Source organism: Brevibacterium jeotgali (genome assembly GCF_900169175.1).
In the GTDB taxonomy this organism is placed as follows: domain Bacteria; phylum Actinomycetota; class Actinomycetes; order Actinomycetales; family Brevibacteriaceae; genus Brevibacterium; species Brevibacterium jeotgali.
In genome coordinates this window covers 260,809-285,254 of the sequence record NZ_FXZM01000003.1, presented here as the reverse complement: position 1 = coordinate 285,254, position 24,446 = coordinate 260,809, and the positions used below count along the sequence as shown (strand labels likewise).

General features: G+C 69.8%; 24 protein-coding genes. 4 read left to right on the top strand and 20 right to left on the bottom strand.

The features are described 5' to 3' along the window. Nucleotides 1-135: 135 nt before the first annotated feature. Nucleotides 136-1,116 carry a quinone oxidoreductase family protein gene (locus BJEO58_RS04750; protein ID WP_101588166.1) on the top strand — a complete coding sequence of 327 codons (981 nt, stop codon included), beginning with the start codon at nt 136-138 and terminating at the stop codon, nt 1,114-1,116. Between the two features lie 170 nt (nt 1,117-1,286). Here the strand turns inward: BJEO58_RS04750 and BJEO58_RS04745 are convergent, their stop codons facing one another. The 8 genes from BJEO58_RS04745 to infC all read right to left on the bottom strand — a co-directional run bounded on the left by BJEO58_RS04745 (nt 1,287) and on the right by infC (nt 10,394). Next, the gene (locus BJEO58_RS04745; protein ID WP_101588164.1) at nt 1,287-3,308 is read right to left on the bottom strand and encodes an ABC1 kinase family protein; all 2,022 of its coding nucleotides are present in this window, start codon (nt 3,306-3,308) and stop codon (nt 1,287-1,289) included. Between the two features lie 68 nt (nt 3,309-3,376). Further along, complete coding sequence (locus BJEO58_RS04740) at nt 3,377-4,270, bottom strand: SDR family oxidoreductase (protein WP_101588162.1); 894 nt, start codon at nt 4,268-4,270, stop codon at nt 3,377-3,379. Beyond that, nucleotides 4,267-6,801: a phenylalanine--tRNA ligase subunit beta gene (pheT, locus tag BJEO58_RS04735; RefSeq protein WP_101588161.1), complete on the bottom strand. Its 2,535-nt coding sequence runs from the start codon at nt 6,799-6,801 to the stop codon at nt 4,267-4,269. The genes BJEO58_RS04740 and pheT overlap by 4 nt, the downstream gene beginning before the upstream one ends. After that, nucleotides 6,801-7,865, bottom strand: a complete 1,065-nt coding sequence (pheS, locus tag BJEO58_RS04730; RefSeq protein ID WP_101588159.1) for a phenylalanine--tRNA ligase subunit alpha — start codon at nt 7,863-7,865, stop codon at nt 6,801-6,803. The genes pheT and pheS overlap by 1 nt, the downstream gene beginning before the upstream one ends. Nucleotides 7,866-8,004: 139 nt before the next feature. Further along, nucleotides 8,005-8,907: a TrmH family RNA methyltransferase gene (locus tag BJEO58_RS04725; protein WP_101588158.1), complete on the bottom strand. Its 903-nt coding sequence runs from the start codon at nt 8,905-8,907 to the stop codon at nt 8,005-8,007. Nucleotides 8,908-9,040: 133 nt separating this feature from the next. Beyond that, nucleotides 9,041-9,430: a 50S ribosomal protein L20 gene (gene rplT, locus BJEO58_RS04720; RefSeq protein ID WP_101588156.1), complete on the bottom strand. Its 390-nt coding sequence runs from the start codon at nt 9,428-9,430 to the stop codon at nt 9,041-9,043. Between the two features lie 104 nt (nt 9,431-9,534). After that, the gene (rpmI, locus tag BJEO58_RS04715) at nt 9,535-9,732 is read right to left on the bottom strand and encodes a 50S ribosomal protein L35 (RefSeq protein ID WP_087008466.1); all 198 of its coding nucleotides are present in this window, start codon (nt 9,730-9,732) and stop codon (nt 9,535-9,537) included. A 41-nt stretch (nt 9,733-9,773) separates the two neighbouring features. After that, a complete protein-coding gene (gene infC, locus BJEO58_RS04710) occupies nt 9,774-10,394 on the bottom strand; it encodes a translation initiation factor IF-3 (protein WP_246076087.1) in 621 nt (206 codons plus the stop codon). A gap of 305 nt (nt 10,395-10,699) precedes the next feature. Here infC and BJEO58_RS04705 point away from each other — a divergent pair, with 305 nt between their 5' ends. Beyond that, complete coding sequence (locus tag BJEO58_RS04705) at nt 10,700-11,140, top strand: DUF1844 domain-containing protein (protein ID WP_101588153.1); 441 nt, start codon at nt 10,700-10,702, stop codon at nt 11,138-11,140. Nucleotides 11,141-11,394: 254 nt separating this feature from the next. Here the strand turns inward: BJEO58_RS04705 and BJEO58_RS04700 are convergent, their stop codons facing one another. Genes BJEO58_RS04700 through BJEO58_RS04670 form a run of 7 tightly spaced genes read right to left on the bottom strand, consistent with a single transcriptional unit; the run spans nt 11,395 to nt 16,449 of the window. Further along, nucleotides 11,395-12,213, bottom strand: a complete 819-nt coding sequence (locus BJEO58_RS04700; protein WP_101588152.1) for an SseB family protein — start codon at nt 12,211-12,213, stop codon at nt 11,395-11,397. Between the two features lies 1 nt (nt 12,214). After that, nucleotides 12,215-12,958, bottom strand: coding sequence for a bifunctional 1-(5-phosphoribosyl)-5-((5-phosphoribosylamino)methylideneamino)imidazole-4-carboxamide isomerase/phosphoribosylanthranilate isomerase PriA (gene priA, locus BJEO58_RS04695; RefSeq protein WP_101588150.1), 744 nt, complete (start codon nt 12,956-12,958; stop codon nt 12,215-12,217). Next, nucleotides 12,955-13,608, bottom strand: coding sequence for an imidazole glycerol phosphate synthase subunit HisH (gene hisH / locus BJEO58_RS04690; RefSeq protein ID WP_101588148.1), 654 nt, complete (start codon nt 13,606-13,608; stop codon nt 12,955-12,957). Before hisH ends, priA begins: the two co-directional genes overlap by 4 nt. Next, nucleotides 13,605-14,207: a hypothetical protein gene (locus BJEO58_RS04685; protein ID WP_101588147.1), complete on the bottom strand. Its 603-nt coding sequence runs from the start codon at nt 14,205-14,207 to the stop codon at nt 13,605-13,607. Before BJEO58_RS04685 ends, hisH begins: the two co-directional genes overlap by 4 nt. Continuing rightward, nucleotides 14,204-14,806, bottom strand: coding sequence for an imidazoleglycerol-phosphate dehydratase HisB (gene hisB / locus BJEO58_RS04680; protein ID WP_101588145.1), 603 nt, complete (start codon nt 14,804-14,806; stop codon nt 14,204-14,206). The genes BJEO58_RS04685 and hisB overlap by 4 nt, the downstream gene beginning before the upstream one ends. Next, on the bottom strand, nt 14,803-15,963 hold the full coding sequence (locus BJEO58_RS04675; protein WP_101588144.1) for a histidinol-phosphate transaminase: 1,161 nt from the start codon (nt 15,961-15,963) through the stop codon (nt 14,803-14,805). The genes hisB and BJEO58_RS04675 overlap by 4 nt, the downstream gene beginning before the upstream one ends. A 9-nt stretch (nt 15,964-15,972) precedes the next feature. Beyond that, nucleotides 15,973-16,449 carry a hypothetical protein gene (locus BJEO58_RS04670; protein WP_101588142.1) on the bottom strand — a complete coding sequence of 159 codons (477 nt, stop codon included), beginning with the start codon at nt 16,447-16,449 and terminating at the stop codon, nt 15,973-15,975. 358 nt (nt 16,450-16,807) lie between these two features. Here BJEO58_RS04670 and lexA point away from each other — a divergent pair, with 358 nt between their 5' ends. Next, entirely contained in the window at nt 16,808-17,461 is a 654-nt protein-coding gene (gene lexA, locus BJEO58_RS04665; protein ID WP_373270406.1) for a transcriptional repressor LexA, read from the top strand. Between the two features lie 57 nt (nt 17,462-17,518). Here lexA and BJEO58_RS04660 read toward each other — a convergent pair whose 3' ends face one another. Together BJEO58_RS04660 and hflX are read right to left on the bottom strand one after the other, a co-directional pair. After that, entirely contained in the window at nt 17,519-19,510 is a 1,992-nt protein-coding gene (locus BJEO58_RS04660; protein WP_101588139.1) for an ATP-dependent DNA helicase, read from the bottom strand. Further along, nucleotides 19,507-21,093, bottom strand: a complete 1,587-nt coding sequence (hflX, locus tag BJEO58_RS04655; RefSeq protein WP_101588137.1) for a GTPase HflX — start codon at nt 21,091-21,093, stop codon at nt 19,507-19,509. Before hflX ends, BJEO58_RS04660 begins: the two co-directional genes overlap by 4 nt. Before the next feature lie 54 nt (nt 21,094-21,147). On the opposite strand from hflX, the gene BJEO58_RS04650 reads away from it, so the two are divergent. Then, nucleotides 21,148-21,765: a class I SAM-dependent methyltransferase gene (locus tag BJEO58_RS04650; RefSeq protein WP_101588135.1), complete on the top strand. Its 618-nt coding sequence runs from the start codon at nt 21,148-21,150 to the stop codon at nt 21,763-21,765. A 66-nt stretch (nt 21,766-21,831) separates the two neighbouring features. Here the strand turns inward: BJEO58_RS04650 and dapF are convergent, their stop codons facing one another. Genes dapF through BJEO58_RS04635 form a run of 3 tightly spaced genes read right to left on the bottom strand, consistent with a single transcriptional unit; the run spans nt 21,832 to nt 24,446 of the window. Beyond that, entirely contained in the window at nt 21,832-22,770 is a 939-nt protein-coding gene (dapF, locus tag BJEO58_RS04645; protein WP_246075972.1) for a diaminopimelate epimerase, read from the bottom strand. 9 nt (nt 22,771-22,779) lie between these two features. Further along, entirely contained in the window at nt 22,780-23,679 is a 900-nt protein-coding gene (gene miaA / locus BJEO58_RS04640) for a tRNA (adenosine(37)-N6)-dimethylallyltransferase MiaA (RefSeq protein WP_101588133.1), read from the bottom strand. Then, complete coding sequence (locus BJEO58_RS04635; RefSeq protein WP_101588131.1) at nt 23,676-24,446, bottom strand: hypothetical protein; 771 nt, start codon at nt 24,444-24,446, stop codon at nt 23,676-23,678. The genes miaA and BJEO58_RS04635 overlap by 4 nt, the downstream gene beginning before the upstream one ends.

The window sequence follows — 24,446 nt, the reverse complement described above, 5'->3', positions numbered from 1 at the left end:
AGGCGCCCGTCCGGTTGGCGGAAGCCCTGATGCGGGCGAGCCCCTGCGCGCTACGATCGCCGGGACAGAGCAGTCACAGTGCGCGCGCACGCGCACGAGGAACCCGCGCGGACGACGCGCAGGAGGGGGACGACGATGGTCGCAGCACACGGAGTGAGGGCGATGCAGGCAGGTGGACCAGAGGTCCTGGAGTTCGGCGAGATCGAGGTCGCGGCCCCCGGTCCAGGGGAGATCCTCGTCGACGTGAAGGCCGCCGGGATCAACTTCATCGACACGTACCGGCGCTCCGGCGTCTACCCCATGGACTACCCCCACACCGTGGGCGTCGAGGGATCGGGCATCGTCGCCGAGGTCGGCGAAGGCGTCACCGCCTGGAGCGCGGGCGATCGCGTCGCCTGGCACGACGGGCCCGGCTCATACGCCACCCGTGCGACCCTGCGAGCCGATATGGCGATGCGCGTGCCGGACGGGATCGACTTCGACGTCGCGGCGGCGATTCCGCTGCAAGGGCTCACCGCGCAGTACCTGGTGACCGGCTCCCACCGGATCGAGGCCGGGCAGACCGCCCTCGTCCACGCCGCGGCCGGCGGTGTGGGTCTCCTCCTGATCCAGCTGATCAAGCACCTCGGGGGCCGTGTCATCGGCACGGTGTCGACGGAGGAGAAGGCCGAGCTCGCCCGTGCCGCGGGAGCGGACGACGTGTTCCTCTACGGCGAGGGCGTCGACGTCGCCCAGACGGTGCTCGACCTCACGGACGGCCGCGGCGTGGACGGGGCCTACGACGGCGTCGGCAGAGACACGTTCGACGCGTCGCTCAGGGCGACTGCGGTGCGGGGCTCGCTCGTGCTGTTCGGCGGGGCCTCCGGCCAGGTGCCCCCGTTCGACATCCAGCGGCTCAACGGCGGGGGCGGAGTCTTCCTGTCCCGCCCCTCGCTCACCTGGTTCGTCCGCACTCCGGAAGAGCTCGCGGAGCGATCGGAGATGCTGTTCGCCGGTCTGTCCGACGGCTGGCTCGACTTCCGCGTGGGCGAGACCTTCGCTCTCGCCGACGCAGACGAAGCCCATCGCGCGCTCGAGGGCCGCCGGACCACGGGGAAGGTCGTCCTCACCACCTGACGAACGAGGGAGCGGGACGACGGCCGGGCGCGTGCGGACACGCGCCCGGCCGTTGCGTGCGACAGCGCACGGACCTGGCCACCTTCAGCACACACCGCAACTGAAAATGGTTGCGATTTCGACAGCAACCTGTGCGGAGGAGCCCCGTCCGGCGCGGCGTTCCGCCTCGGTCAGAGCTCGGCGCGTCTGTCGCGCAGTGCCGGAGCCAGCACGATGGCGGCGAGCACCATGCCGCCCAGCAGCAGCCACGCTCCGAAGTACGTGAAGATCGTGAATCCGGTCGCCAGGGGTGGTCCGAAGTCGAACGCCATCATGATGACGCCCGCGAGCACCAGTGCAGTCGCCAGGACCACTTGGACCAACTGGTCCACGACCGTGCGCACGAGGTTCCTGATGAGGCCGATGTTGAGCCCGCTCGTGCCGATGTCGAGCGTTCCGTCCTGCAGGTGCTTCACCACGCGGGACAGTTCGACGGGGAAGTTCGCGAGGACCGGCGCCGTCGCCCCCGCGTAGAGCACGGCATCCTGCGCACTCCCGCGCACGTCGCGGGTACCGGCGAGGAGATCCCTGCCGTGCTCGCGGACGAGCCCCAGGAGGTCAGCCTCCGGATCGAGCCGGCGCAGGCTGTCCTCCAGCGTCGTGATCGCGCGGAACGCCTGGGCGACCGCGGACGGCATCGTGAACCCGTGGGACAGGATGAACGACAGCAGTTCGCGGAAGAACCCCGATGCCGCACCGCCGAATCCGTCCGTCGTGCCGGCCGCGGCCGATGCCACTCCCCCGTCGTAGCGCAGCATGATCTGCCCGATCTCCCGCTGCACCTGGCGCAGGTCGAGCCCAGGCGGCATGCCGAAGAGGTCGATGACCGCGTTCGTGGCCGCCAGTGAGTTCTGGCGCTCGAAGGCCAGCAGCAGCTGGAGGACGTCGCGACGGTCCCGCGAGTCCAGGCGACCCACCGCGCCGAAGTCGATGAGGCCCACGCGCGCTGCGTCCGACACCATGATGTTGCCGGCGTGGAGGTCCGCGTGGAAGACCCCGGACTCGAGCATCTGCCGCGCGACGACGACGAACAGCTGCTCCGCCGCCTCGCGACGGGCGATCATCGACAGGCCGCCGAGGACGTCCTCGCCCCGGGTGAGGGGGCGGCCCGGCATCCGCTCCATCACGATGATCTGCCGCCCCGACAGTTCGACGAACACCTCCGGGATGCGCACCAGCGAACCCGGCTGTGCGCCCAGGTCCTCCCGCATGGCGAGCGTCTGCCGGATCTCTCCGCGGTAGTCGAGCTCCTCCGCCAGCGAGTCGAGGAAGCCGCGGGCGATGTCGGTGAGGCCGATCGTCTGCGCCCAGGACGCCGTCTTCTCGAACCGCTCCGCCAACGACATGATGATGTCGGAGTCTGCACGCACCTGCCGGCGCAGATTGGGCCGCTGCACCTTGACGACGACCTCCTCGCCCGAATGCAGCACCGCCCGGTGCACCTGGGCCACAGAGGCCGCGGCGAGCGGCTTCTCGTCGAACTCGCGGCAGACGTCCTCGATCGGACGTCCCCACTGGCGTTCGATCTCCGGCCGGATCTCCGCGAACGGGACCGCCGGCACCTCTGACTGCAGTCGCGAGAACTCCTCGACGAACTCAGCGGGGATCATGTCCGCCCGCGTCGCGACGAACTGGCCCAGCTTGACGAAGGTGACGCCGGCCGCCGCGAGCGCCTGGGCGGCCGCCTGCGCGATCTCCGTCATCGACACTCGCAGGCTGGGGATGCGGGGACGCAGGTAGCGGCGCAGGCCGAAGCGGATGAGGAGGTTCTGGATCTCTCCGATCCTCCGCAGGCGGCGATACCAGGTGGGCAGTCGCGACACGGTGCGCGCCGCCTGCGAGAACGATCCGGACGGCAGGACCAGTTCGATCGCCAGCATGACGAACAGCTGGATCGCGACGAACCAGGCGAAGATGAGCAGGAACACCATGACGGCGGGGAAGCTCATCCCCAGGAACGGGACGTCGCCGCGCTGCACGATCTCGAGCATCTCGAACGCCTGGAGCGACACGGGCCAGATCGACAGGCCCATGACGAGAGAGACCAGCGTGTTGCGCAGCGCCCCCGTGCCCACGTTGATGAGTCGACGCACGAACACGCCGACGATGACGGCATTGACGAGGCCGAGCACGATCGTCCACAGGACGTCCACGGTGCCCCCTTCCCCGGGGTCGGTCCACTCCCTGCCCGGTGCCCGCGTCCGGGCCACCGGCGGCAACGCTACTGCATGCGCACGGACAGCGTGCGGAGGCCGTCGCCGAGGTCCCCCGGCGTCAGCGTGCCCGCAGCGCCTTCGAGGGACTCGGGTGTGTCGACGCCCGCACGGACGTACCGTCCGGTCCACGCGTCGAGACGTCCTGAGGCCAGGGCAAGGGCGAGATCCACGACGGCCTGCGGCGCGGTCCAGTCGTCCCCCGTCCGGTGGTCGTGCATCGGCATCGACCTCGTCATGTCGGATGCGACGACCCCGGGCGCCATCTCGAAGACGCGCAGGCCCCGGTCGTGGCCGTGGTCGACGAGCGACTGGGCCAGCCGGAACAGTCCGGCCTTGGACGCCGAGTACGCGGCGTGCGCCGTCGTGCCGGAAGCGCCCGAACCGGAGTTCAGGTCGATGATCCGCACGGGCTCGCCCGACTGCGCGGCGCTCTCCAGGAGCGTGGGCACGAGCGCACGGACCACGCGGAAGACCCCGATGAGGTTCGTCTCGATGACCGATGCCATGTCCTCTGCATCGACCTCCCAGATCGGACCTTCGCTCGCCTCCACGGTGCCGGCGTTGTTCACCAGCGTGCGCAGGGGCGCGTCCCATTCAGCGGCGACGCGGGAGACCTCGTCGGTGAAGGCGGCCACCGAGTCGGGCGCTGTGACGTCGAGCGCGATGCCCCGCACGCGCGGGGTCACCTCTGCGCCGTCGACGTGCACGCAGGATCTGTCGACGATCCCCACTGCCGCGGCCCGTGCGGAGTCTGCGGAGCGCGCGGTGACGAGGACCGGGTGCCCCGCGGCGGCGAACCCCTCCGCGAGCGCTCGTCCGATCCCGCGCGACGCGCCGGTCACGACGACGAGGCTCGAGGTGGGATCGACCGCCGGAGCGTGCTCGGTCGGTGCGGTCACGAGCGGACCTCCGCGCTGTGCTTCGTCGCCGCCGCCGTCGTCGCCGCCTCGCGCAGTCGGGAGGCCTCGTCCGCCGTCAGAGTGCGGTCCGTCGCACGGAACGTCATGCGCAGCGCCAGTGACTTGGCACCAGCGGGCACCTGGTCGCCGGTGTACACGTCGAAGACTTCGAGCGACTCGAGCTCCTCACCGGCGGCCGAGCGCAGGGTGTCCATGAGCTCAGCTGCCGGCAGTGCCTCGTCCACGACGAGCGCGACGTCCTGACGGGACACGGGGTATGTCGACAGTGCGCCCGTCCAGTCCCGTTCGTCGGGCTGGGCGAGCAGCGCATCGAGGTCGATCTCGAAGGCCGCGGTCCGCACCGGCAGACCGAGGTTCTCGCAGACCTTCGGGTGCAGTTCGCCGGCCCAGCCGAAGACCGATCCGTCGGCCAGGGTGAACCGCGCGCACCGGCCCGGATGCCACGGAGCCCGCGCGTCGGCCTCCGCCCGGACGGTCTGGCCGTTCACAGCTGCGATCCGGTGGACCAGGTCGATCGCGTCGTGGGCGTCTGCGCGCCGTCCCCCGCCGAGCACACCGGGCAGCACGGCGTGGCCGGCGATGACGCCCGCGATGTGGTGCGGCTGTGCGGGCACGGAGCCGCGGACCCGGTTCAGTTCGAGAGCGGTGGGGTGGTAGCCGGGGGCGAATCGCGGACCAGGCTCATCCGTGGGACGGCCCCCGTGCGTCACGAGGCCGGCTTCGAACACCGCCACGTCCTTGAAGCCGCGACCGGTGTTGCGCACCACTGCGTCGACGAGGGTGGAGAGGAGCGTCGACCGCATCAGCGGGCGATCCTCGCCGAGCGGATTGGCGAGCTTCACCAGCGTCCGCCGTTCGTCGTCCTCGGGATACAGCAGCTCGTCGGCACGTGCCTGCGATGTGAACGGGTAGGTGAGGACCTCGGTGAGTCCGCTCGCCGCGAGCATGTTCGAGACGCGGCGGCGCGCACGCTGGGACGTCGTGAGTCCGGCACCGCCGGGGGCCTGGGGCTCGACGGAGGGGATCCTCTCGTATCCCCCGGCCCGGGCCACCTCTTCGACGAGGTCGACGGCACGTGTGAGGTCCGAGCGCCACGTCGGTACCGTGACGCGCAGAACGGGCGCCTCACCGGCCGCGGCCGTCGAACGCTCCGCCACGGCACCGATCGCGGCGAGCAGCTCTACGACCTCGTCGACCGTGTAGTCGACTCCCACTCGCGCAGAGGGCAGGTCCGCCGCCAGCTCGATGACCCGGGGCTCCGGAGCGCGTCCCGCCTGCGTGGCGTCCGCGCTGAGGACGCCACCCGCCAGTTCGACCAGGAGGTCAGCGGCGCGGCGCGCTGCGGCGGGGCCGAGAGCGGGGTCGACGCCGCGTTCGAACCGTTTCGCCGCTTCGCTCGGCACCTTGTGGCGCCGGGCGGTCCGCGCAATCGAGACGGGGTCGAAATGGGCGGCTTCGAGGACCACTTCGCGCGTGGCGTCGGTGACTTCGAGCTCTGCCGAGCCCATGATGCCGGCGAGTCCGATGATGCGGCTGCCCGCTGCGCCGCCCCCGGCGTCGGTGATGAGGAGGTCTTCTGGGTCGAGTGTCCGCTCCGCGTCGTCGAGCGTCACGAGAGTCTCCCCCGCAGCCGCCCTGCGGACTGTGAGCGGCGGCGCGAGCTTCTGCGCGTCGTACGCGTGGAGGGGCTGGCCGAGCTCCAGCATCACGTAGTTCGTGATGTCGACCGTGAGGCTGATCGGCCGCATCCCCGCTTCGAGCAGACGGCGGGCCATCCAGAACGGGGTGCGCGCAGTCGGGTCGATGCCCGTGACGGTGAGAGCCGTGAAGCGGCTGCACCCCGGTTCGCCGTGGATCGGTGCGGAGTCCGCGAGCACGACGGGGAACCCCGCGTCCGTCGGCGGATCCGTCGGAATGTCCGCAGGGTCTGTGAACGGCTGGTCCTTGAGCATCGCGTACTCGCGCGCGATCCCGCGCATGCTCAGCTGATAGCCGCGGTCGGGTGTCACATTGACGTCGAGGGTGACCCGGTCAAGGCCCAGGAGCGCGATCGCGTCGTCGCCGGGCGCGCCGTCGAGCCCGAGCTCCGCGAGCACCATGATGCCGTCATGGTCATCGCCCAGCCCCAGCTCCCGGGACGAGCAGATCATGCCGTCGGACACGTGGCCGTACGTCGTGCGCGCCGCGATGGCGAAGTCTCCCGGGAGCACGGCGCCCGGCAGGGCCGCGACGATGAGGTCTCCGGGACCGAAGTTGTGGGCACCGCAGACGATTCCCTGCGGCTCCGGCCTCCCGACGTCGACCGTGCACCAGTTGACGGTCTTACCGTTCGAGTGCTCCTCCGGGTCGGCGGTCAGCACACGACCGACGACCAGGGGTCCGGTCACCGACGGGCCGATGTACTCCTCTTCCTCGAGCCCGATCCCGGCGAGCTCCGCTGCGAGCGCATGAGGATCGTCGACCACGGAGAGATCGATGTGGTCCGACAGCCATTCGAGTGGAACGCGCATCAGGCATCCACCCCGAATCGTGCGGAGAAGCGGAGGTCGCCCTCGACCATGTCGTGCATATCGTTGATGCCCTCCCTGAGCATGAGTGTGCGTTCGATGCCCATCCCGAAGGCGAAGCCCTGGTACTCGTCGGGATCGATGCCCGCCGCGGCCAGGACGTTCGGGTGGACCATCCCGCAGCCGCCCCACTCGATCCAGCCCGGACCGCCGACCTTCTGCGGGAACCAGAAGTCCATCTCTGCGCTGGGCTCCGTGAACGGGAAGAACGACGGACGCAGGCGGGTCCGCGAATCGGGCCCGAACATCGCGCGCGCGAATGCGTCGAGGGTGCCCTTCAGGTGCGCCATCGTGAGGCCCTTGTCGATCGCGATGCCCTCGACCTGGTGGAACACGGGCGTGTGCGTCGCGTCCAGCTCATCGGTGCGGAAGACTTTGCCGGGGCAGACCACGTAGAGGGGGACTCCGCGCTCCAGCAGGCTGCGCGACTGGACCGGTGACGTGTGTGTGCGCAGCACGAGACCCGCGTCGGGCGGATCGACGAAGAAGGTGTCCTGCATCTGCCGCGCGGGGTGGTCGGGGCCGAAGTTGAGCGAGTCGAAGTTCAGCCATTCGGCCTCGATCTCCGGTCCTTCGGCCACTTCCCAACCGTGCCCCACGAAGTGATCGGCGATCTGCTCCTGCAGCAGCTGGAGAGGGTGACGGGCACCCTGAGAGGTGCGGGCCGCCGGGAGGGTCACATCGATCGCCTCTGCGACGAGCACCTCCGCCTCGCGTTTCGCCTCGAGCTCCGCCTGGCGGTCTGCGAGCGCGCGGGACACCCGCCCGCGAGACTGGCCGACGAGCTTGCCCGCCACGGCCTTGTCCGCCTTGTCGAGGGTTCCGATCCCCCGATTCGCAAGGGCCAACGGCGACCTGTCCCCCGTGTGCGCGATCTTCGCCGCCTTGAGCTGCTCGAGGTCGCCGGCATCGCTGAACGCCTGGAGCGCGGCGTCGACTGCCGCGGACACCGCGGGCTCGTCGCGGGGGTCGATGGTGGTCGGATCGACGGCACTGGGCTCGGACATCGGCCTTCTCTCATGAGTGCGTGACGGACAGGGCGGGCGCTCGCAGCGCCGTGGCACAGTCTAGCCCCGCGGGTCGGTGCGGAGGACTGGGGCCGGACATGTACAGAGGCCCTCAGCCGCTGCTGGGGACGGACGTGCGTCAGAGATGGATCGTGCGGGCGGACTCGTAGATGCAGATGCTCGCGGCCGACGCGAGGTTGAGGCTCTCCGCCCGCCCGTAGAGCGGGATGGCCACGGCGCCGTCACACCCCGCCCGGTCCGCCGCCGGCAGCCCCCACGCCTCATTGCCGAACACCCACGCGGTGGACCGTGACATGTCGAGCCCGGTGTCCCAGGGGGCATGGAGATCATGTGCGGGCGGGTGGGCGTCCGCTGCGAGGACCTGCAGTCCGCGGGCCCGCGCGAGCTCCGCGACCTCGGGCAGCCCGACGCCCGTCACGACGGGCACGTGGAAGAGGGAGCCGGCTGTCGATCTCACGGTCTTCGGATTGTAGAGGTCCACGCTGGACGAGGTGACGACGACAGCGTCGGCCCCCGCCGCATCGGCCACCCGGAGCACTGTTCCCGCATTGCCCGGGTCGCGCACCTGGGACAGCACGACGATCAGGCGCGCCTCACGGGTGACGACATCCGTCAGTGGGACATCGAGGCGTTCGACGACGGCGACCACCCCCTGCGAGGCGACGGTATCCGTGAGCGTCGCCAGGACATCGGCAGTCGCCTGACGGATGCGGACGCCCGCGGTGCGGGCCGCGTCGAGGAGCTCCTCATTGCGGTCAGCAGCCTCGGCGGTGGCCCAGACGTCCAGGATCGCACCCGCAGGCACCAGCCGGGACGAGTCATCCTGCGACGGGAGCGTCGCCGGAGCGGGCCGGACCTCACCGTGCCGGATCAGCGCCTCCCGCAGCGCCTGCGGTCCCTCCACGAGGAACCTGCCCGCCTTGGTCCTCCAGGAGCGCTTCGCGAGCTTCGCCGCCTCCTTGATCCGGGGGGCTTCAGGACGGGTGACGACGGGGCCGGTCAGGCGTGGGTGAAGGTCCATACCGGAAGACTACCCAGCCCCGGCGGGCGGCCGCACTCTGCGCGCGTGCTCTCGCACACAGCGCGAACGGGGCCGAAGACCCGTGTGGGTCTTCGGCCCCGTTCGTGGGACGTCCCTGCGTGAGGGAAGCGGTTCAGGCCGCTGAAGTCTTCGGCGCGTTCACGTCCGAGGGGAGCCCGTCCTTGGCGACCTTGACCAGCGTGGCGAACGTCGCCTGGTCGTTGACGGCGAGCTCAGCCAGCATGCGACGGTCGACCTCGACGCCTGCGGCCTTGAGACCCTGGATGAAACGGTTGTAGGTCATCCCGTTCGCGCGCGCACCGGCGTTGATGCGCTGGATCCAGAGGCGACGGAAGTCACCCTTCCGGGCGCGACGGTCGCGGTAGCTGTAGACCAGCGAGTGGATGACCTGTTCCTTGGCCTTGCGGTACAGGCGCGAACGCTGTCCGCGGTATCCGCTCGCCCGGTCAAGAATGACCCGGCGCTTCTTCTTGGCGTTGAGCGCCCTCTTCACACGTGCCACGTGTACTCCTTGTGAATATCGCCACTGCGGCGGCAGTGGTCGCGCGCATCCGTCAGACCACGGGTCTGCCCGGGATGCGCAGTGCTGTCTGCGTTGTCAGGGACTCAGCGCTTGCCGAGGAGCTTCAGGCCCTTGGCCCGATCGCCCTTCGTGAGCACCTGGTCCATCGAGATCCGGCGCTTGCGCCGCGAGGACTTGTGCTCCGCGAGGTGGCGCTTGTTGACGCCCTCGCGCATGACCTTGCCGCTGCCTGTGAGGCGCAGACGCTTCTTGGCGCCGCTGTGGGTCTTCTGCTTCGGCATGGTGCCGTTCTCCTTCACATCTCGTTATCGGCGTCGGCGGGTCAGGATTCCGCTGCGGAGGAGTCCTCCGGGCGGGCCTCAGCCTTGGCCTGTGCTTCGCGGTCGCGACGGGACTTGACCTCCGCCTGCGATCCCTTCGATCCGGCGGTCGCCTTGCGCGATTCCGCCTTCGCATCGGACTTGGACTTCGCCGGAGCGATGACCATGACCATGTTCCGCCCGTCCACGCGGGGCGCGGACTCGACCGAACCGAGTTCGGACACATCCTCCGCGAGCCGGTTGAGGAGCCTGACGCCCATCTCCGGTCGCGACTGCTCACGACCGCGGAACATGATCATGACCTTGACCTTGTCCCCACCGTCGAGGAACCGCGTGACGTGCCCCTTCTTGGTCTCATAATCGTGTTCGTCGATCTTGAGTCGGAAGCGGATCTCCTTCAGAGCCGTATTGGCCTGATTCTTCCGTGCCTCACGTGCCTTCTGAGCGGACTCGTACTTGAATTTGCCGTAGTCCATGAGTTTGGCGACAGGGGGCTTGGCCTGCGGCGCCACCTCGACGAGATCGAGGTCCGCTTCACGGGCGAGATCGAGGGCCTTCCGCATTGCTACGATGCCCACCTGCTCCCCGTTCGGTCCGACGAGGCGGACTTCCGGGACTCTGATCTTGTCGTTGATACGCGGCTCGCTGATGTGCTGCTCCTTCTCGGCTCTGAAGACGACTCTCGACGGCCGGGGAATGCAAAAAAGCCCCGACTGCCGATGCAGAGGGGGCCTGAAGATACACCACAGGGACGCATGACAAGAGTCTGCGTGACTGTAAAGTACGACCCTGAAGCCGTACTGGAGTACCCGATCGCCGGAAGCGATCCAGGTGGGAGCTCGAAGCCCCGCTTTGCACTCCCACTACGATACTCCACTTCGCCCAGGAGTGCACATCGACGCGCGCGGGCGTGTGGGAGACTGGCCCCATGACCCAGTCGCACTCCTTCAGCTTCGACGCATCCGCCGGCGCCCAGACCACGGCCGATGCCCGCACCTCATCCTCCTCAGATCCGCACGACGCGGACGCCGCCGCCCAGGCGGTGCGCGACATCGCAGAAGTGCCCGCAGTGGAAGTCATCTCCACCGCTGCCGTCCACCTCATGAGCGCTTCGGCGGTCAAGCTCGGCCTGAGTGAGGACACGGACTCCGAGAAGGCCGCGGAACTCGTCGACCTCGACGAGGCGCGCAAGCTCATCACAGCACTCGCAGGCCTCGTCACCGCCGGCGCGACCGAGATCGGGGACCACCATGCACGTCCCCTGCGGGACGGCCTCCGCTCACTCCAGCTGGCATTCCGCGAGGCCTCCTCGGTCCCCGATGAGCCGGGGAAGGGCCCCGGGGAGAAGTACACCGGCCCCGTACGCTAGGCATCGCAGGCCCCGTCCGCGAGACATCGCAGTCGCAGTCCTGTGACTGCGCGGCAGAGGCCGCCCCCTGACTCTCAGCGTCCCCTTCCCGCGCCTGGTGCCACGCACTGCGCGTCGACGCTGAGGAAAGGGCCGGGGCCCGGAGCAGCTGCTCCGGGCCCCGGTCGTTTCGCATAGCAGGTCCTCATGCGCACGGTATGACCCCGGTCACCGCCCCGCAGGGGATGACTCCGCTCCTCGCGGGCACTGCTCCGTCAGCGCTGCACGAAGCCGAGCGTGAGGGAATCGATGCGGTCCGTCACCGTGGGGTCCGCCGCCAGTGCGTGGCGGAACGCCGTCCTGTCGTCCTCGGTGGGTGCCCCGTCGGCCCGGACCTCGACCCGGACCTCCGGCCCCTCCGCATGCACTGCAGGGGTCGCGGGCCCCATGCCCACTCCCCCGATCCATGCGAAGTCCGTCGCGACAGTGCGCAGTGCGGATGCCACGGCGGCGTCGGCCCACGCGGGCAGCCAGGGCGTCTGCTGGAGGAACGACCACAGTGCGGGTCGCCTCAGGAGGAACGTGTGCGGTGTGCCCGGATCGACGACGACGAGCTGGGCTCCCTCCTCGACGGCGGCAGCCCCCAGCCTCTCCGCTTCGATCGGCACGGGGCGTGCGTCACCGTGCCAGGCTGTGAGGGTCGGGATGTCGGTGAAGGCAGGCGTCGCTTCGCGTCCGTCGCCGGACCGCAGCCGTACCATCGACATCTCAGACGAGTTGTCGTGGAGGAGGCCTCGTTCGTCGACGGACTGCGTGAGCACCGAGGGCAGCACCGGTGCATACAGCCGCGCGTCCACGAGTGCCTCGACGACCGCACGGTGGCGCTGCGGATCGAGCGGCTCTGCGGCGACGGCCACCAGTGCGTCGCGCAGCGCAGGGTCAGCCTCACCCGAATCACCGGCGAAGGGGTTCGAGTGGAGCTCCCGTCCGCCCCAGGGCACACCGGCCGAATCAGCGGGACCGCCGACCGCGCCCCTGAGGTGTGCTGGGATCTGCGGCTCACCCGCCGCGCGGTCCTCCGATGGCTCGGACATGTCAGCGCCCCGCGACGTCCAGTGCCTCGGCGAGTGTGAAGCGCCCGGCGTACAGCGCCTTGCCCACGATCGCGGCGTCGACGCCTTCGGGCACCAGCGCGCGGAGGGCAGCGATGTCGTCCAGGGTGGAGATCCCTCCGGACGCCACGATGGGACGGTCGGTGCGTGCTGCCAGGTCAGCCAGCAGCTCTGTGTTCGGCCCCTTGAGGGTCCCGTCCTTCGTCACGTCCGTGACGACGTAGCGGGTGCAGCCGGCGGCCTCGAGCTGATCGAAGACCTCGTAGAGGTCGCCGCCGTCCTGCGTCCACCCGCGAGCGGCAAGAGTCTGTCCGCGCACGTCGAGACCGATCGCGATCTTGTCTCCGTAGTGCGCGATCACCTCTGCGGTCCATTCCGGGTTCTCCAGCGCCGCGGTGCCGATGTTCACCCGCTCCGCGCCGGTGTCCAGCGCGCGCTCGAGGCTCTCCGTGTCACGGATCCCCCCGGACAGCTCCACCTTGATCGACAGCGACTTCGTGACCTTGCTGAGGAGGCCGTAGTTCGACCCGCGGCCGAACGCGGCGTCGAGGTCCACGAGGTGGATCCACTCAGCGCCCTGCTCCTCGAACGAGCCGGCGGCCTCGAGCGGGGAGCCGTACACCGTCTCCGTACCGGCCTCGCCCTGCACGAGCCGCACGGCTTGGCCGTCCGACACATCGACAGCTGGCAGCAGGGTGAGTGCGGGGGTCTCCACGAGCGGGGTCATTGCTGTTCCTCCGAGTTCGAATGGGTGTGTGATCGAGTCTTCAGCGTGCGCAGCCAGTTCTCCAGCAGGGCGCGGCCCGCGTCCCCGGACTTCTCCGGGTGGAACTGCGTCGCCCACGTCGCGCCGTCCTCCACTGCGGCGACGAACGGCGCGCCGTGGTCGGAGGCCGTGGTGAGCGCCTGCTCGGGCCCGCGCGGGGCCGCGTACGAATGGACGAAGTAGAAGTGCTGGTCCCGGATCCCCTCGAACATGCGGGAACCTTCCGGCGCCCTGACGCGGGACCACCCCATATGCGGCACGATCGGTGCGTCGAGGCGCGATACCTCTCCCGCCCAGAGTCCGATGCCGCGGGTCCGCTCGCCATGCTCGGAGCCGGCTGAGAAGAGCACCTGCAGCCCGACGCAGATGCCCAGGGTCGGGAGTCCGGCCGCGTGCCGGTCCCGGACGAGGGGTCCGCCGCCGACGGCGTCCAGCCCGCCCATGACCGAGGCGAACGCGCCCACTCCGGGGACCACGAGTCCGTCTGCTCCAGCGATCACAGCGTGATCCGCCGTGAGGCTCACGCGGCCGCCCGCGCGTTCGACCGCGCGGACGACGGAGTGGAGGTTGCCCGACCCGTAGTCCAGGACGGCCACGTGCGGTGCGGTCACCGGTGAGCCCCCGGCCTGAGCACGCGCCGCACCCGCAGCAGGGACGCGACCAGCACGATCGCACCGAACACGGCCACGACCCACCCCATCACGGAGCCCCCGACTCCCTGCACGACGCCGAAGACGACGACCACGAGCGCAAGGAGGGCGGCGACGAGCCACAGCATCGCCGTCCGGGCGAGGGCGGCCCGCTGGGGAGTCATCGTGGCGCGCGATGCCTCCAGCTTCGACATGGACGACGTGTCGATCCAGCCGTCGATGTCACGCGGGTCCGTCACTTCGAGGAGGACCCGCTCGAGCTCGCTCGGCAGGTTCGACAGGGCGAGCCCGGCCGGAACGTCCGCCTCCCGCTCCCCATTGCGGTAGTGGGCAGCGTCGATCTGCTCCTCGCTGCGCACCATGAGGAGCACTTCGTGCTTCCCCGACAGCTTCGAGATCGCAGCTGCGGCGCGGTTGCCCGCCTCGATATCGGTCCCACCCTGCACGATCGCGGAGAAGTCGCCGATCGGCACGATGTCGCCGGGGATCTCCGACAGCACGCAGGCGGCCGCCAACTGCTCGGGTCGGCCGAACGGCGTGACGATCACGGTCCGACTCACAGCGCCCCCTTCGTCGACGGAACGCCCTGCGCCCGAGGATCCGGTTCGACGGCAGTGCGGAGGGCTCGCGCGAACGCCTTGAACTGGGCTTCTGCGATGTGATGGGGGTCGCCGCCGGCCAGCAGTCGCAGGTGCACGGTGAGACCGGCCTGGAAGGCCAGGGATTCGAGCGCGTGTCCCGTCATGGAACCGGTGAAGTGCCCACCGATGAGGTGGTAGCGCTGCGCGTCGGATTCGCCCACGTGGACGAAGTACGGGCGTCCCGACACGTCGACGACGGCCTGCGCGAGCGCTTCGTCGAGCGGGACGAGCGCATCGCCGTACCGGCGGATCCCGGCCTTGTCGCCGAGTGCGTCCCTGAGCGCCCATCCGAGCGTGATGGCAGTGTCCTCGACCGTGTGGTGCACGTCGATGTGGACGTCTCCCTGCGCACGGATCTCCATATCGATGAGCGAATGCTTCGACAGTGCCGTGAGCATGTGGTCGTAGAACGGGACACCGGTGTCGATCGTCGAGGTGCCGACGCCGTCCAAGTCGATCGAGACGGAGACGTCGGATTCACTCGTCGTCCGCTGCGCGCTCGCGGTGCGTTGCGTCACTGCGGGCTCCTTCCAAGAGTGTCGGGGTGGGTGGAGAGGATCTCATCAAGGGCTGCGAGGAACGCGGTCGTCTCCCCGTCGGTCCCTGCATTCACACGAAGGGATCCCGCAATGCCGACGTCGCGGACGAGGATCCCCTTCTCGACGAGTCGTGTCCAGAGCAGCGTCGGATCCGCGACGCCGCGGAACAGGACGAAGTTCGCATCGGAGGCCACCACGTCGAACCCGTATCCGCGCAGACCCGAGACCATGCGATCGCGCTGATGGGACAGCTCCTCGACCCCTGCGAGCAGGGAGTCCGGATGCGCCAGCGCGGCCTCTGCTGCGGCCTGGGTCAGTGACGAGAGGTGGTACGGCATGCGGACCAGTCGCAGACCGTCCACGAGCTCCGGAGCGGCCGCCGCGTAGCCCAGACGGGCTCCCGCGAAGGCGAACGCCTTGCTCATCGTGCGCGACACGATGAGGCGAGGTCGCCCCGGCAGCAGATTCAGCGCCGTCCGGAAGTCCGGGCCGGCGAACTCCGCATACGCCTCGTCGACGATGACGATCCCGTCCGTCGCGTCGTAGACGGCCTCGATGACATCGAGCGGAGTGCTGTTGCCCGTCGGATTGTTGGGTGTGCACACGAAGACGACGTCGGGCGAGTGAGTGCGCACTGCCTCGACCGCCTGATCGACCGTGATCGAGAAGTCCGCACCGCGAGGGACCTCGATCCACTCTGCGCCGGTGGACTGCGCGATGAGGGGGTGCATCGAATAGCTCGGCCCGAAGCCCAGAGCCGAACGACCGGGACCCGCATACGCCTGCAGGATGTGGAAGAGGACTTCATTCGAGCCATTGGCCGCCCAGATCATGTCCGGCTCGATCGAGGGAGACGCCAGGGCCTGCGCATCGGGTGCGCCGCCTTCGCGGTGGAGGACACTGTTCAGGTATCCGGCCAGCAGCGTCCTCAGCTCTGTGAACTCCCGGTCGGGATAGCGGTTCAGCGTCGCGCTGATCGCCGCGATCCGCTCCTGGAGGGCCGCTGTGACGTCAGCGGGGACGTCGAACGCGTTCTCATTGACGTTGAGACGGACGGGCACGTCGATGACGGGTGCACCGTAGGGAGAGCGCCCGCGGAGGTCGTCTCGCAGCGGGAGGGAGCCGAGTGAAGTCACGCATGGAGTTTACCGCGCAGGGAGCACGAGCCTCTGACCGGGGTGGACCACGCTCGACTCCATGCCGTTGAGTGTGTGGACCTCATCGATCACGACGCGCGGGTCACGATCGTAGCCACGGTCTCCGACCACAGACCAGAGGCTCTCGCCTTCGGCCACCACGACCGTGACGGTGCCGGCTGCGACACCCTCGTCGTCCGCCGCCGCACTGGGCGACCAGGCGGCCGCGAAGACGCCGACGAGCACCGCGATGAGCACGATGCCCAGCAGCAGCGTGCGCGCCAGCCGGACGCGTCGCGGCACCCGGGCTCCGTGCGGGGCCTCCGCGCTCCCCGACGTGGACGACGCACTCGCCGATCCAGCACGCACACCTGCACCGGGGACCCGGACGGAGGTCGTCGCAGCGCCCTCGAGGGCACGCAGCGGATCGTGCGATCCGACAGTGGGGACGCGGACTGTCGAGCGGGTGAGAGCGGGAGCACTCATGTCGTCACCTCCATGGGGGATCCGGCCCGGCTGCCGCCCGACCGCATGCTTTCGAACACGTGTACTATTGAACACAGCGTTCGAAGATTTGTCCAGCCCGTTTCGAACGGATATGCGATGATGGGAATCGAACGTCAGTGGTGCGGTCATGTGGATGAGTCGATCACGAGGCACGGACACAACCCTGCAGCACAGCGTTCATGCAGGTGAGAAGCGAAGGATTACGGCAGCCGTCAGGCTCGGGAGGGGAACGCCGATGACTCCGGAACAGCAGCAGCGTCGCAGGGGGCGTCCGCGCAAGAGCGGACTCGACGAAGAGATCGAAGTGGTGCGCAGGGCGCAGGGCGAGGAGGTCGAACTGCCGGGGGGATCAGCGGCAGAGGGCGACAGTCGGCTCACGCAGCGTCAGCGCCTGGTGCTCGAGACGATCGAGCGTGCGGTGTACGTCAACGGCTATCCCCCGAGCATGCGGGAGATCGGCAGGGCCGTGGGACTCGCATCCCTGTCGTCGGTCGCCCATCAGCTCTCCCAGCTCGAACGGCTCGGGTATCTCCGTCGTGACCCCAAGCGCCCCCGGGCGATCGAGGTCGTCACTCCACCGGAAGAGGTCCGCAAGGGCATCGACCCGTCGCCCAACACCGCGATGGTGCCCGTCGTCGGGCGCATCGCGGCGGGCGGGCCCATCCTCGCGGAGCAGGACGTGGACGATGTCTTCGCCCTTCCCCGCCAGGTGGTCGGATCCGGTGAGCTGTTCCTCCTCAACGTCGTGGGCGACTCGATGCAGGACGCCGCGATCTGCGACGGCGACTTCGTCGTCGTGCGCCGGCAGCCGGACGCGGAGAACGGACAGATCGTCGCGGCCCTGCTGGACGATGAGGCGACCGTCAAGACCCTCAAGCGTGCCGACGGGAAGCAGTGGCTCCTCCCGCAGAACCGCTTCTACGATCCGATCGACGGCGACTTCGCGTCGATCATGGGAGTCGTCGTCACGGTGATCCGCAAAGTGGACTGAGCCGTGACAGGGGCGGCCCCGCGACGTCGCGGGGCCGCCCCTCGCATCACGCCTCCATCAGGAGTCGGCTCCACGGAGCCGCTCGAGGGCCCCGCGCACCAGCTCGGGGTCCTCCGTCCTCCACATGGGCGGGAGCGAGGCGAGCAGGAATCCGCCGTAGCGCGCGTTCCGCAGCCGTTCGTCGAGGACGGCCACCACACCCCGGTCGGCCGTCGAGCGGACCAGCCGCCCCGCACCCTGGGCCAGCAGGAGCGCAGCATGGGTCGCGCTGACGGACATGAAGCCGTTCCCGCCCGCCCGCTGAGCGGATTCGGTCCGCGCCCGGACCAGTGGGTCATCGGGACGCGGGAACGGGATCCGGTCGATCACGACGAGCCGACAGGTGCGGCCGGGGACGTCGACGCCCTGCCACAGGGACAGCGTCCCGAACAGCGAGGACTCGTCATCGGAGGAGAACCGGGAGACGAGGGAGCCCAGACCGTCCTCCCCCTGCAGGAGGATCGGCAGGTCTGTGCGCGCCCGCATCTCCTCGGCGGCCCGAGTCGCCGCGGCTCGCGACGAGAAGAGGCAGAGCGCACCGCCGCCCGATGCCCGCAGCAGCCGCTCCAGTTCGTCGAGCGATTCCGCGCTGGCACCGCTCCGCACCGGCCGCGGCAGATGAGAGGCGACGTAGAGGATCCCCTGTCGCGTGTAGTCGAACGGCGAGCCCACGTCGATCGCGTCATAGCGCGGAGCACCGGGCCCACCCAGCCCCAGGGCCCCGGCGACGGCTTCGAATCGTCCCCCCAGTGCCAGCGTGGCGGACGTCGCGACGACGGTCGACTTCTCGAAGATCCCCGACCGCATCGTCCCCGCGACGGAGAGCGGCGCGACGACGAGAGAGGCAGTGGTCCGTTCGCGGAAGGTCGATCGCGAGACCCACGCGACGTCGTTGTCCGCATCATCAGCGAGGCGCGACGCGACCTCGAAGACCTCGAGCGCCCGCGCACGTGCGAGCTGCCGGCCCGCATCGGGGTCCGCATCGCCGCCGGAGGAACCGGAGCCGAGGTCGGCGATGAGCTGGCGAGAGGTGTCCCGCACGTGCGCCACGGCCACAGCGAGCGCCTCTGGCCAGCGATCGATGAGCCCGTCCTCGGCCGACTCCAGCGCCTTCTCCAGCCGTGCGCCCGCGCTCTCCAGCAGCCCGATCACACCGTCCTGCACGAGTCCCGTCCGCCGCACCGACGATGCGGCGTGGTCGATCATCGCCGCGGTGAGTGTCCCGGACAGCGCGTTCGTCACGCGATCCCGCAGTTCGTGCGCCTCGTCGACGATGACGGCGGAGTGCTCGGGGAGCACCGTGTGGTCCCCGAACGCGTCGATCGCCAGCAGAGCGTGGTTCGTGACGACGACGTCCGCACCGCCGGCGCGGATCTTCGCCATCTCCGCGAAGCACTCCTCGAACGCCGGGCACTTCGATCCGAGGCAGTCGAACGCGTTGACGGACGCCTGGGACCACGCGCGGTCGGAGACCCCCGGCGTCAGGTCGTCGCGGTCACCGGTCTCCGTCGTGCGCACCCACGTGCGGATGCGCTGGATCTCCTCCCCCAGCGCACTCGCAGAGGCGCTCCCGTCACCGGCGCGCCGCGAGGCGGCCTCGTCGGCTCCGAAGTCGAAGAGCGTCCCCGCGCCGTCCTCCGGATAGCCGCCGTCGAGCTTGTGCCGGCAGACGTAGTTCCTGCGCCCCTTGAGAACGGCGAAGGAGGGCTTGCGGGTGAGGTCGTCCTTGACGGCGCGCACCAGTCGGGGCAGGTCTCGATCCACGATCTGCGCCTGCAGCGCGAGTGTCGCGGTGGAGACGATCACCCGATCGCCGGTCCGGGTCGCGTGATCGAGCGCCGGAACCAGATACGCGAGCGATTTCCCCGTACCCGTCCCCGCCTGCACGAGCAGGTGGCTGCCGCGGTCCAGAGAGCTCGCAACGGCCTCGGCCATGGTCCTCTGACCTTCTCGCTCGCTGCCGCCCACAGCTCGGACGGCGGATGCGAGGAGGTCCGGAGTGTCGGTCACCCCTCGTCGTCCTGGGGCGCGCTCCGGTCACCGCTGTCCGACGACTGCGGAGCAGGACCTCCCCCTGCATACATGTCCGGCTGGACGTACGGCGCGAGCTCTGCTGCGAGTGCCTCGTCGACCCGGGCCTGGAGGAGTGTGCCTTCGGGGAGGAACCGCTCGTCGAGGACGGTCCCCCGATCGTAGATGCGGCTCACCAGCTCTCCACGGTCGAACGGCACGAGGACCGTGAGCTCGTGCGCCATCGTCGGAAGCAGCCGCGCGATCGCCGCACGCACCTCGTCCAGTCCGGCTCCCGTCTGCGCTGATGCGGCGAGGGATCCCGGGTGGTCCAGCAGCAGTCCGGACAGGGCCGCGGGTTCCGCGGCGTCTGCCTTGTTGAACACGAGGAGCTCCGGCAGATCCGCTGCAGACGCGTCCGCGAGGACCTCGCGCACAGCGGCGATCTGCCCACCGGGGTCCGGATGCGAACCGTCCACGATGTGCAGGACCAGATCCGCTCCCGCCGCCTCTTCGAGTGTCGAGCGGAAGGCCTCGACGAGCTGGTGCGGGAGGTTCCGCACGAAGCCGACGGTGTCGGTGAGCGTGTACACGCGGCCCTCGTCCGTCTCCGCCCTGCGGACAGTGGGGTCGAGGGTGGCGAAGAGCTGGTTCTGCACCATCACTCCTGCGTCCGTGAGGCGGTTGAGCAGTGAGGACTTGCCCGCGTTCGTGTAGCCGACGATGGCGACCGACGGGATCGCGTTCCGGGTGCGGTCGGCGCGCTTCGTCTCCCGCGCAGGCGCCATCGCGCGGATCTGCTTGCGCAGCCTGGCCATCCGCGTGCGGATCCGCCGGCGATCGAGTTCGATCTTCGTCTCGCCGGGACCGCGCGAGCCGATGCCCGCGCCTCCGGCGACGCGGCCGCCCGCCTGACGCGACATCGACTCGCCCCAGCCGCGCAGTCGCGGCAGGAGGTACTCGAGCTGCGCAAGCTCGACCTGCGCCTTGCCCTCGCGTGACTTCGCATGCTGCGCGAAGATGTCGAGGATGAGGGCGACCCTGTCGATGACCTTGACCTTCACGACGTCCTCGAGCCCTCGTCGCTGGCTGGGAGCGAGCTCCGTGTCGACGACGACCGTATCCGCCCCGACCGCGTCGACGATGTCGCGCAGCTCGCGGGCCTTGCCGCTGCCCAGGTAGGTCCCGGGGTCGGGCTTGTCGCGCTTCTGCAGCACCCCGTCGAGGACGGTGGAGCCCGCGGTCTCTGCCAGCGCGGCGAGCTCGCGGAGGCTCGTCTCCGCCTCCGCGGTGCGACCCTGACCGTAGAGTCCGGCGAGGACGACCTGTTCCAGACGCAGCTGTCGGTACTCGACCTCGGTGACGTCTTCGAGTTCGGTCGACAGACCGCCCACCCTCCGCAGCGCGGACCTGTCGAGGGCGTCCAGCTGCGACGCCTCATCGTGCGAGACGCCTCCGGCGTCCAGCGCCGAGGCCCGTCCGAGGATGCGGTCGATCACTCGGTCCCCGGACTCGTCGCGCCGACCGGTCGAGCCCGGTTCGGTGGCATCCGAGTGGGTGGCCCCGTCATCGATCTGCGTCATGTACTCCCTCTCTGCGATGGATGATCATTCTCCCACAGCGCCTATACTTCCCCCATGGCCGATCACTACTTCTCCGCGGCACCTGCGAGCGCCGCCGAACGCCGGGGTCGCACCGTTCGGCTGGCAGGTCGTGACGTCGACGTCACGACCGCGGGCGGCGTCTTCTCGCCCGAGCACGTGGACACCGGGACGCGGGTCCTGCTGGACCACGTCCCGGAGCCACCGAGCGGCGATCTGCTCGATCTGGGATGCGGCTGGGGTCCTATCTCCCTGGATGCCGCACTGCGAGCGCGAGGAGCAGATTCCGCCGTCCGGGTCTGGGCGCTGGACGTCAATGAACGGGCGCTGCAGCTCACCGCCGACAACGCCGCGGCGCTGGGGCTCACGAACGTGAACGCTGTGACGGTCGCCGATGTTCCCGCGGATCTCGGTTTCTCAGCGATCTGGTCGAACCCCCCGATCCGGGTGGGCAAGGCGGTGCTCCACGACATGCTCCTCACGTGGCTGCCCCGACTGGAGCCGGGTGCGAGCGCCCACCTCGTCGCCGCGAAGAAGCTGGGCGCCGATTCGCTCCTGCGGTGGCTGGACTCCGAGCTGGGTGCGGAGTTCTCAGCTGAGCGGACCGCCACTGCGAAGGGATTCCGCGTCCTCCGCGTCGATCGAGCCGCCTGAACCGACGGATCGCCGGTCCCGCAGGTCGGGAAGCCGACCCGCGGGGTCATGTGTGGGTCGCGTGCGTCAGTCGCCGGTGGCGGTGTCCAGGAGGCTGACCTCGGCGACGAGGACCGCGGGACCCGACAGGAACACGCGGTCGGGTTCGATCTCGACCCGCACGGGCCCGCCCGGCTGGTCCACCGTCCAGTCGACGGGCCCCTCGTGACCCGCCCAGAAGCGTGCGGCCAGCGCTGCAGCGCACGCACCGGTCCCACAGGCCATCGTCTCCCCCACGCCGCGCTCGTGCACCCGCATGCGCAGGCGACCGGTGCGGGGATCATCGTCGCCATCGGCGTCGACGACGATGAACTCCACGTTCGTCCCGTGCGGCGGAACGGGGTCCACATCCGGAACGGTTCCCAGGTCGGCACTGATGAGCTCGTGCAGCGAGGGCAGGGCCACCACGGTGTGCGGATTCCCCATGTCAACGCTCACCGCTGGGCGGGCGACGTCCGTACCGCGAGTGGTGACGATCGAGTCGGCACCGAGCTCCGCGTCCCCGGTCCGCGCCGCGGGCAGGTCCCAGGCACCCATGTCGACCCGATACCACGGAGCGGGCCCCCCGGCGGGGTCCGGGACCACGGTGACCGTCTTCATGCCGCCGCGGGTGCCCACGAGGATGGGGGCTGAGGCATCGACGAGTCCGTTCTCGACGAGGTAGTGCGCGAAGACGCGGACTCCGTTCCCGCACATCTCTGAGATCGACCCGTCGGCATTCCGGTAGTCCATGAACCACTCCGCCCCTGCTGCGGCGGCGGCACCCGCATGGTCTGCGGTGTGTTCACCGTCCATGAGCGCGCTCGACCGCACGACGCGGATGACTCCGTCACCGCCGATCCCGCGTCGCCGGTCGGTCAGTTCGCGGACGGCCTCCGCGTCGAGTCGTGCGTCGGCGTGCGGATCGTCGATGAGGACGAAGTCATTGGCCGAACCGTGTCCCTTGGTCACCCTGGCTGTGCTCACGCGCGCAGTCTACGGCGTGAGGCTCAGGGCCCGCTCCACGAGGTCCGGGGAGTCGGCGGACAGGAGGTGGATGCGGGGATCCCGTCGGAACCACGTCTCCTGCCGCTTCGCGAACTGCCGCGTGCGGATGATCGTCCGATCGATCGCGTCCTCCCGCGTCATGGTGCCGTCGAGGTGCGCCATGATCTCCGCGTAGCCGATCGCCTGACCCGCGGTCGAGGAGGCGTGCAGGCCCGCGGAGCGGAGCCCGACGACCTCGTCGACCCACCCCGCATCCCACATGCGGTGCACGCGGTCCTCGATCCGGCGGTGCAGGACACCCCGGTCGAGCACGAGTCCGATCTGCACGGTGGGCCGCACGTAGGTGTAGTCCGGGAGGTGGGCGGTGAACGGCGATCCGGTGATCTCGATGACTTCGAGGGCTCGGACGATCCGTCGCGTGTCCCCGGGCGCGATCTTGTCGGCCGCCGGCGGATCGAGCGCGCGCAGCCTGCTGTGGAGTGAGGCGGCTCCCTGCGATTCTGCCTCGGCCTCCAAACGTGCGCGCACGCCCGGATCCGTCCCGGGGAAGCGGATGTCATCGGTGACCGCACGGACGTAGAGCCCGGAGCCGCCGACCAGCACGGGCCGTCGGCTCCGTGCTTCGATGTCCTCGATCGCCCGCCGTGCGAGGTGTTGGAACCCGGAGACGCTCGACTCCTCTGCGATGTCGAGCACGTCGACGAGATGGTGCGTGATTCCGCCGCGCTCCTCCAGCGGCAGCTTCGCCGTTCCGATGTCCATCCCGCGATACAGCTGCAGGGCATCACCGTTCACGATCTCTCCGCCCATGCGTCGGCAGAGCGCGATCGCGAGGTCCGACTTCCCGGTGGCGGTGGGTCCGACCACAGTGACGAGCGGTCGCTTCATGCGCGCTGCTTCGCGGACCGTGCTGGGTGTTCCGCCGGTGTGCCGGCAGGACGCGCGAGCACGTCGGCGGGCACGACCGCGATGAGCCGATACCGCACGTGGTGCACATCGACGGCGGCGACGGTCCGCGCATAGGCGTCGATGAGGTCCACGGCGGCCAGTGCCTCCGTGCACGCCGCCGCAGCAGCCGCCTCGCTGTGCAGCAGGGACAGGTTCGTCGTGTCGACGGGTCCGGTCAGCGCTCGCTCCAGTCGGTCGTCGAAGTCCGCTGCACCGGGGCGGGGCTCCAGCGGTGCGTCGGGGTGGGCCGCCCCGGAGAAGTCGAGGGGGACGAGCAGAGGCTCCGCATGACCCGCTGCCAGCGGAGCGCGACCAGCGGGCGTCGGCACGAGCTGTACTGTGCGCGACGCTTCCAGTGCGGCGAGCACGGCGACTGCGATGCCGAGCGGGATCTCGCAGTCGTCGTCTGCCGCGACAGCGCGATCGCCGCGCAGTCTCCCGACCTCGGCAGCGAGGTCGTCTCCTCGCAGGACGTCGGATGCGGTCACGACGCAGTCGTCGCCGGTGCGATCGATCCGGACCCCTGTCCCGATCCCGAGGCCGCCCAGACTCAGCAGGGCCGGGACCCGCGGGCCCGGGATCGCCACCCTCCACGTCTGCGCACGGTCGAGGAGGCGGTGCAGCTCCTCGCGGAACTCCCGCATCGCTGCGGGTTCGCGCTGGTCCACGCCCTCCAGCAGGAGGGCTGTGCCGGGGATGACGAGCAC

Coding starts and splice junctions, on each gene's coding strand:
- BJEO58_RS04705 (WP_101588153.1), top strand. CDS start 10,700: ATGACCCAGTCGCACTCCTTCAGCTTCGACGCATCCGCCGGCGCCCAG.
- BJEO58_RS04700 (WP_101588152.1), bottom strand. CDS start 12,213: ATGTCCGAGCCATCGGAGGACCGCGCGGCGGGTGAGCCGCAGATCCCA.
- pheS (WP_101588159.1), bottom strand. CDS start 7,865: ATGTCCGAGCCCAGTGCCGTCGATCCGACCACCATCGACCCCCGCGAC.
- pheT (WP_101588161.1), bottom strand. CDS start 6,801: ATGCGCGTTCCACTCGAATGGCTGTCGGACCACATCGATCTCTCCGTG.
- BJEO58_RS04670 (WP_101588142.1), bottom strand. CDS start 16,449: ATGAGTGCTCCCGCTCTCACCCGCTCGACAGTCCGCGTCCCCACTGTC.
- priA (WP_101588150.1), bottom strand. CDS start 12,958: ATGACCCCGCTCGTGGAGACCCCCGCACTCACCCTGCTGCCAGCTGTC.
- BJEO58_RS04725 (WP_101588158.1), bottom strand. CDS start 8,907: ATGGACCTTCACCCACGCCTGACCGGCCCCGTCGTCACCCGTCCTGAA.
- hflX (WP_101588137.1), bottom strand. CDS start 21,093: ATGACGCAGATCGATGACGGGGCCACCCACTCGGATGCCACCGAACCG.
- miaA (WP_101588133.1), bottom strand. CDS start 23,679: ATGAAGCGACCGCTCGTCACTGTGGTCGGACCCACCGCCACCGGGAAG.
- BJEO58_RS04650 (WP_101588135.1), top strand. CDS start 21,148: ATGGCCGATCACTACTTCTCCGCGGCACCTGCGAGCGCCGCCGAACGC.
- rpmI (WP_087008466.1), bottom strand. CDS start 9,732: ATGCCGAAGCAGAAGACCCACAGCGGCGCCAAGAAGCGTCTGCGCCTC.
- BJEO58_RS04750 (WP_101588166.1), top strand. CDS start 136: ATGGTCGCAGCACACGGAGTGAGGGCGATGCAGGCAGGTGGACCAGAG.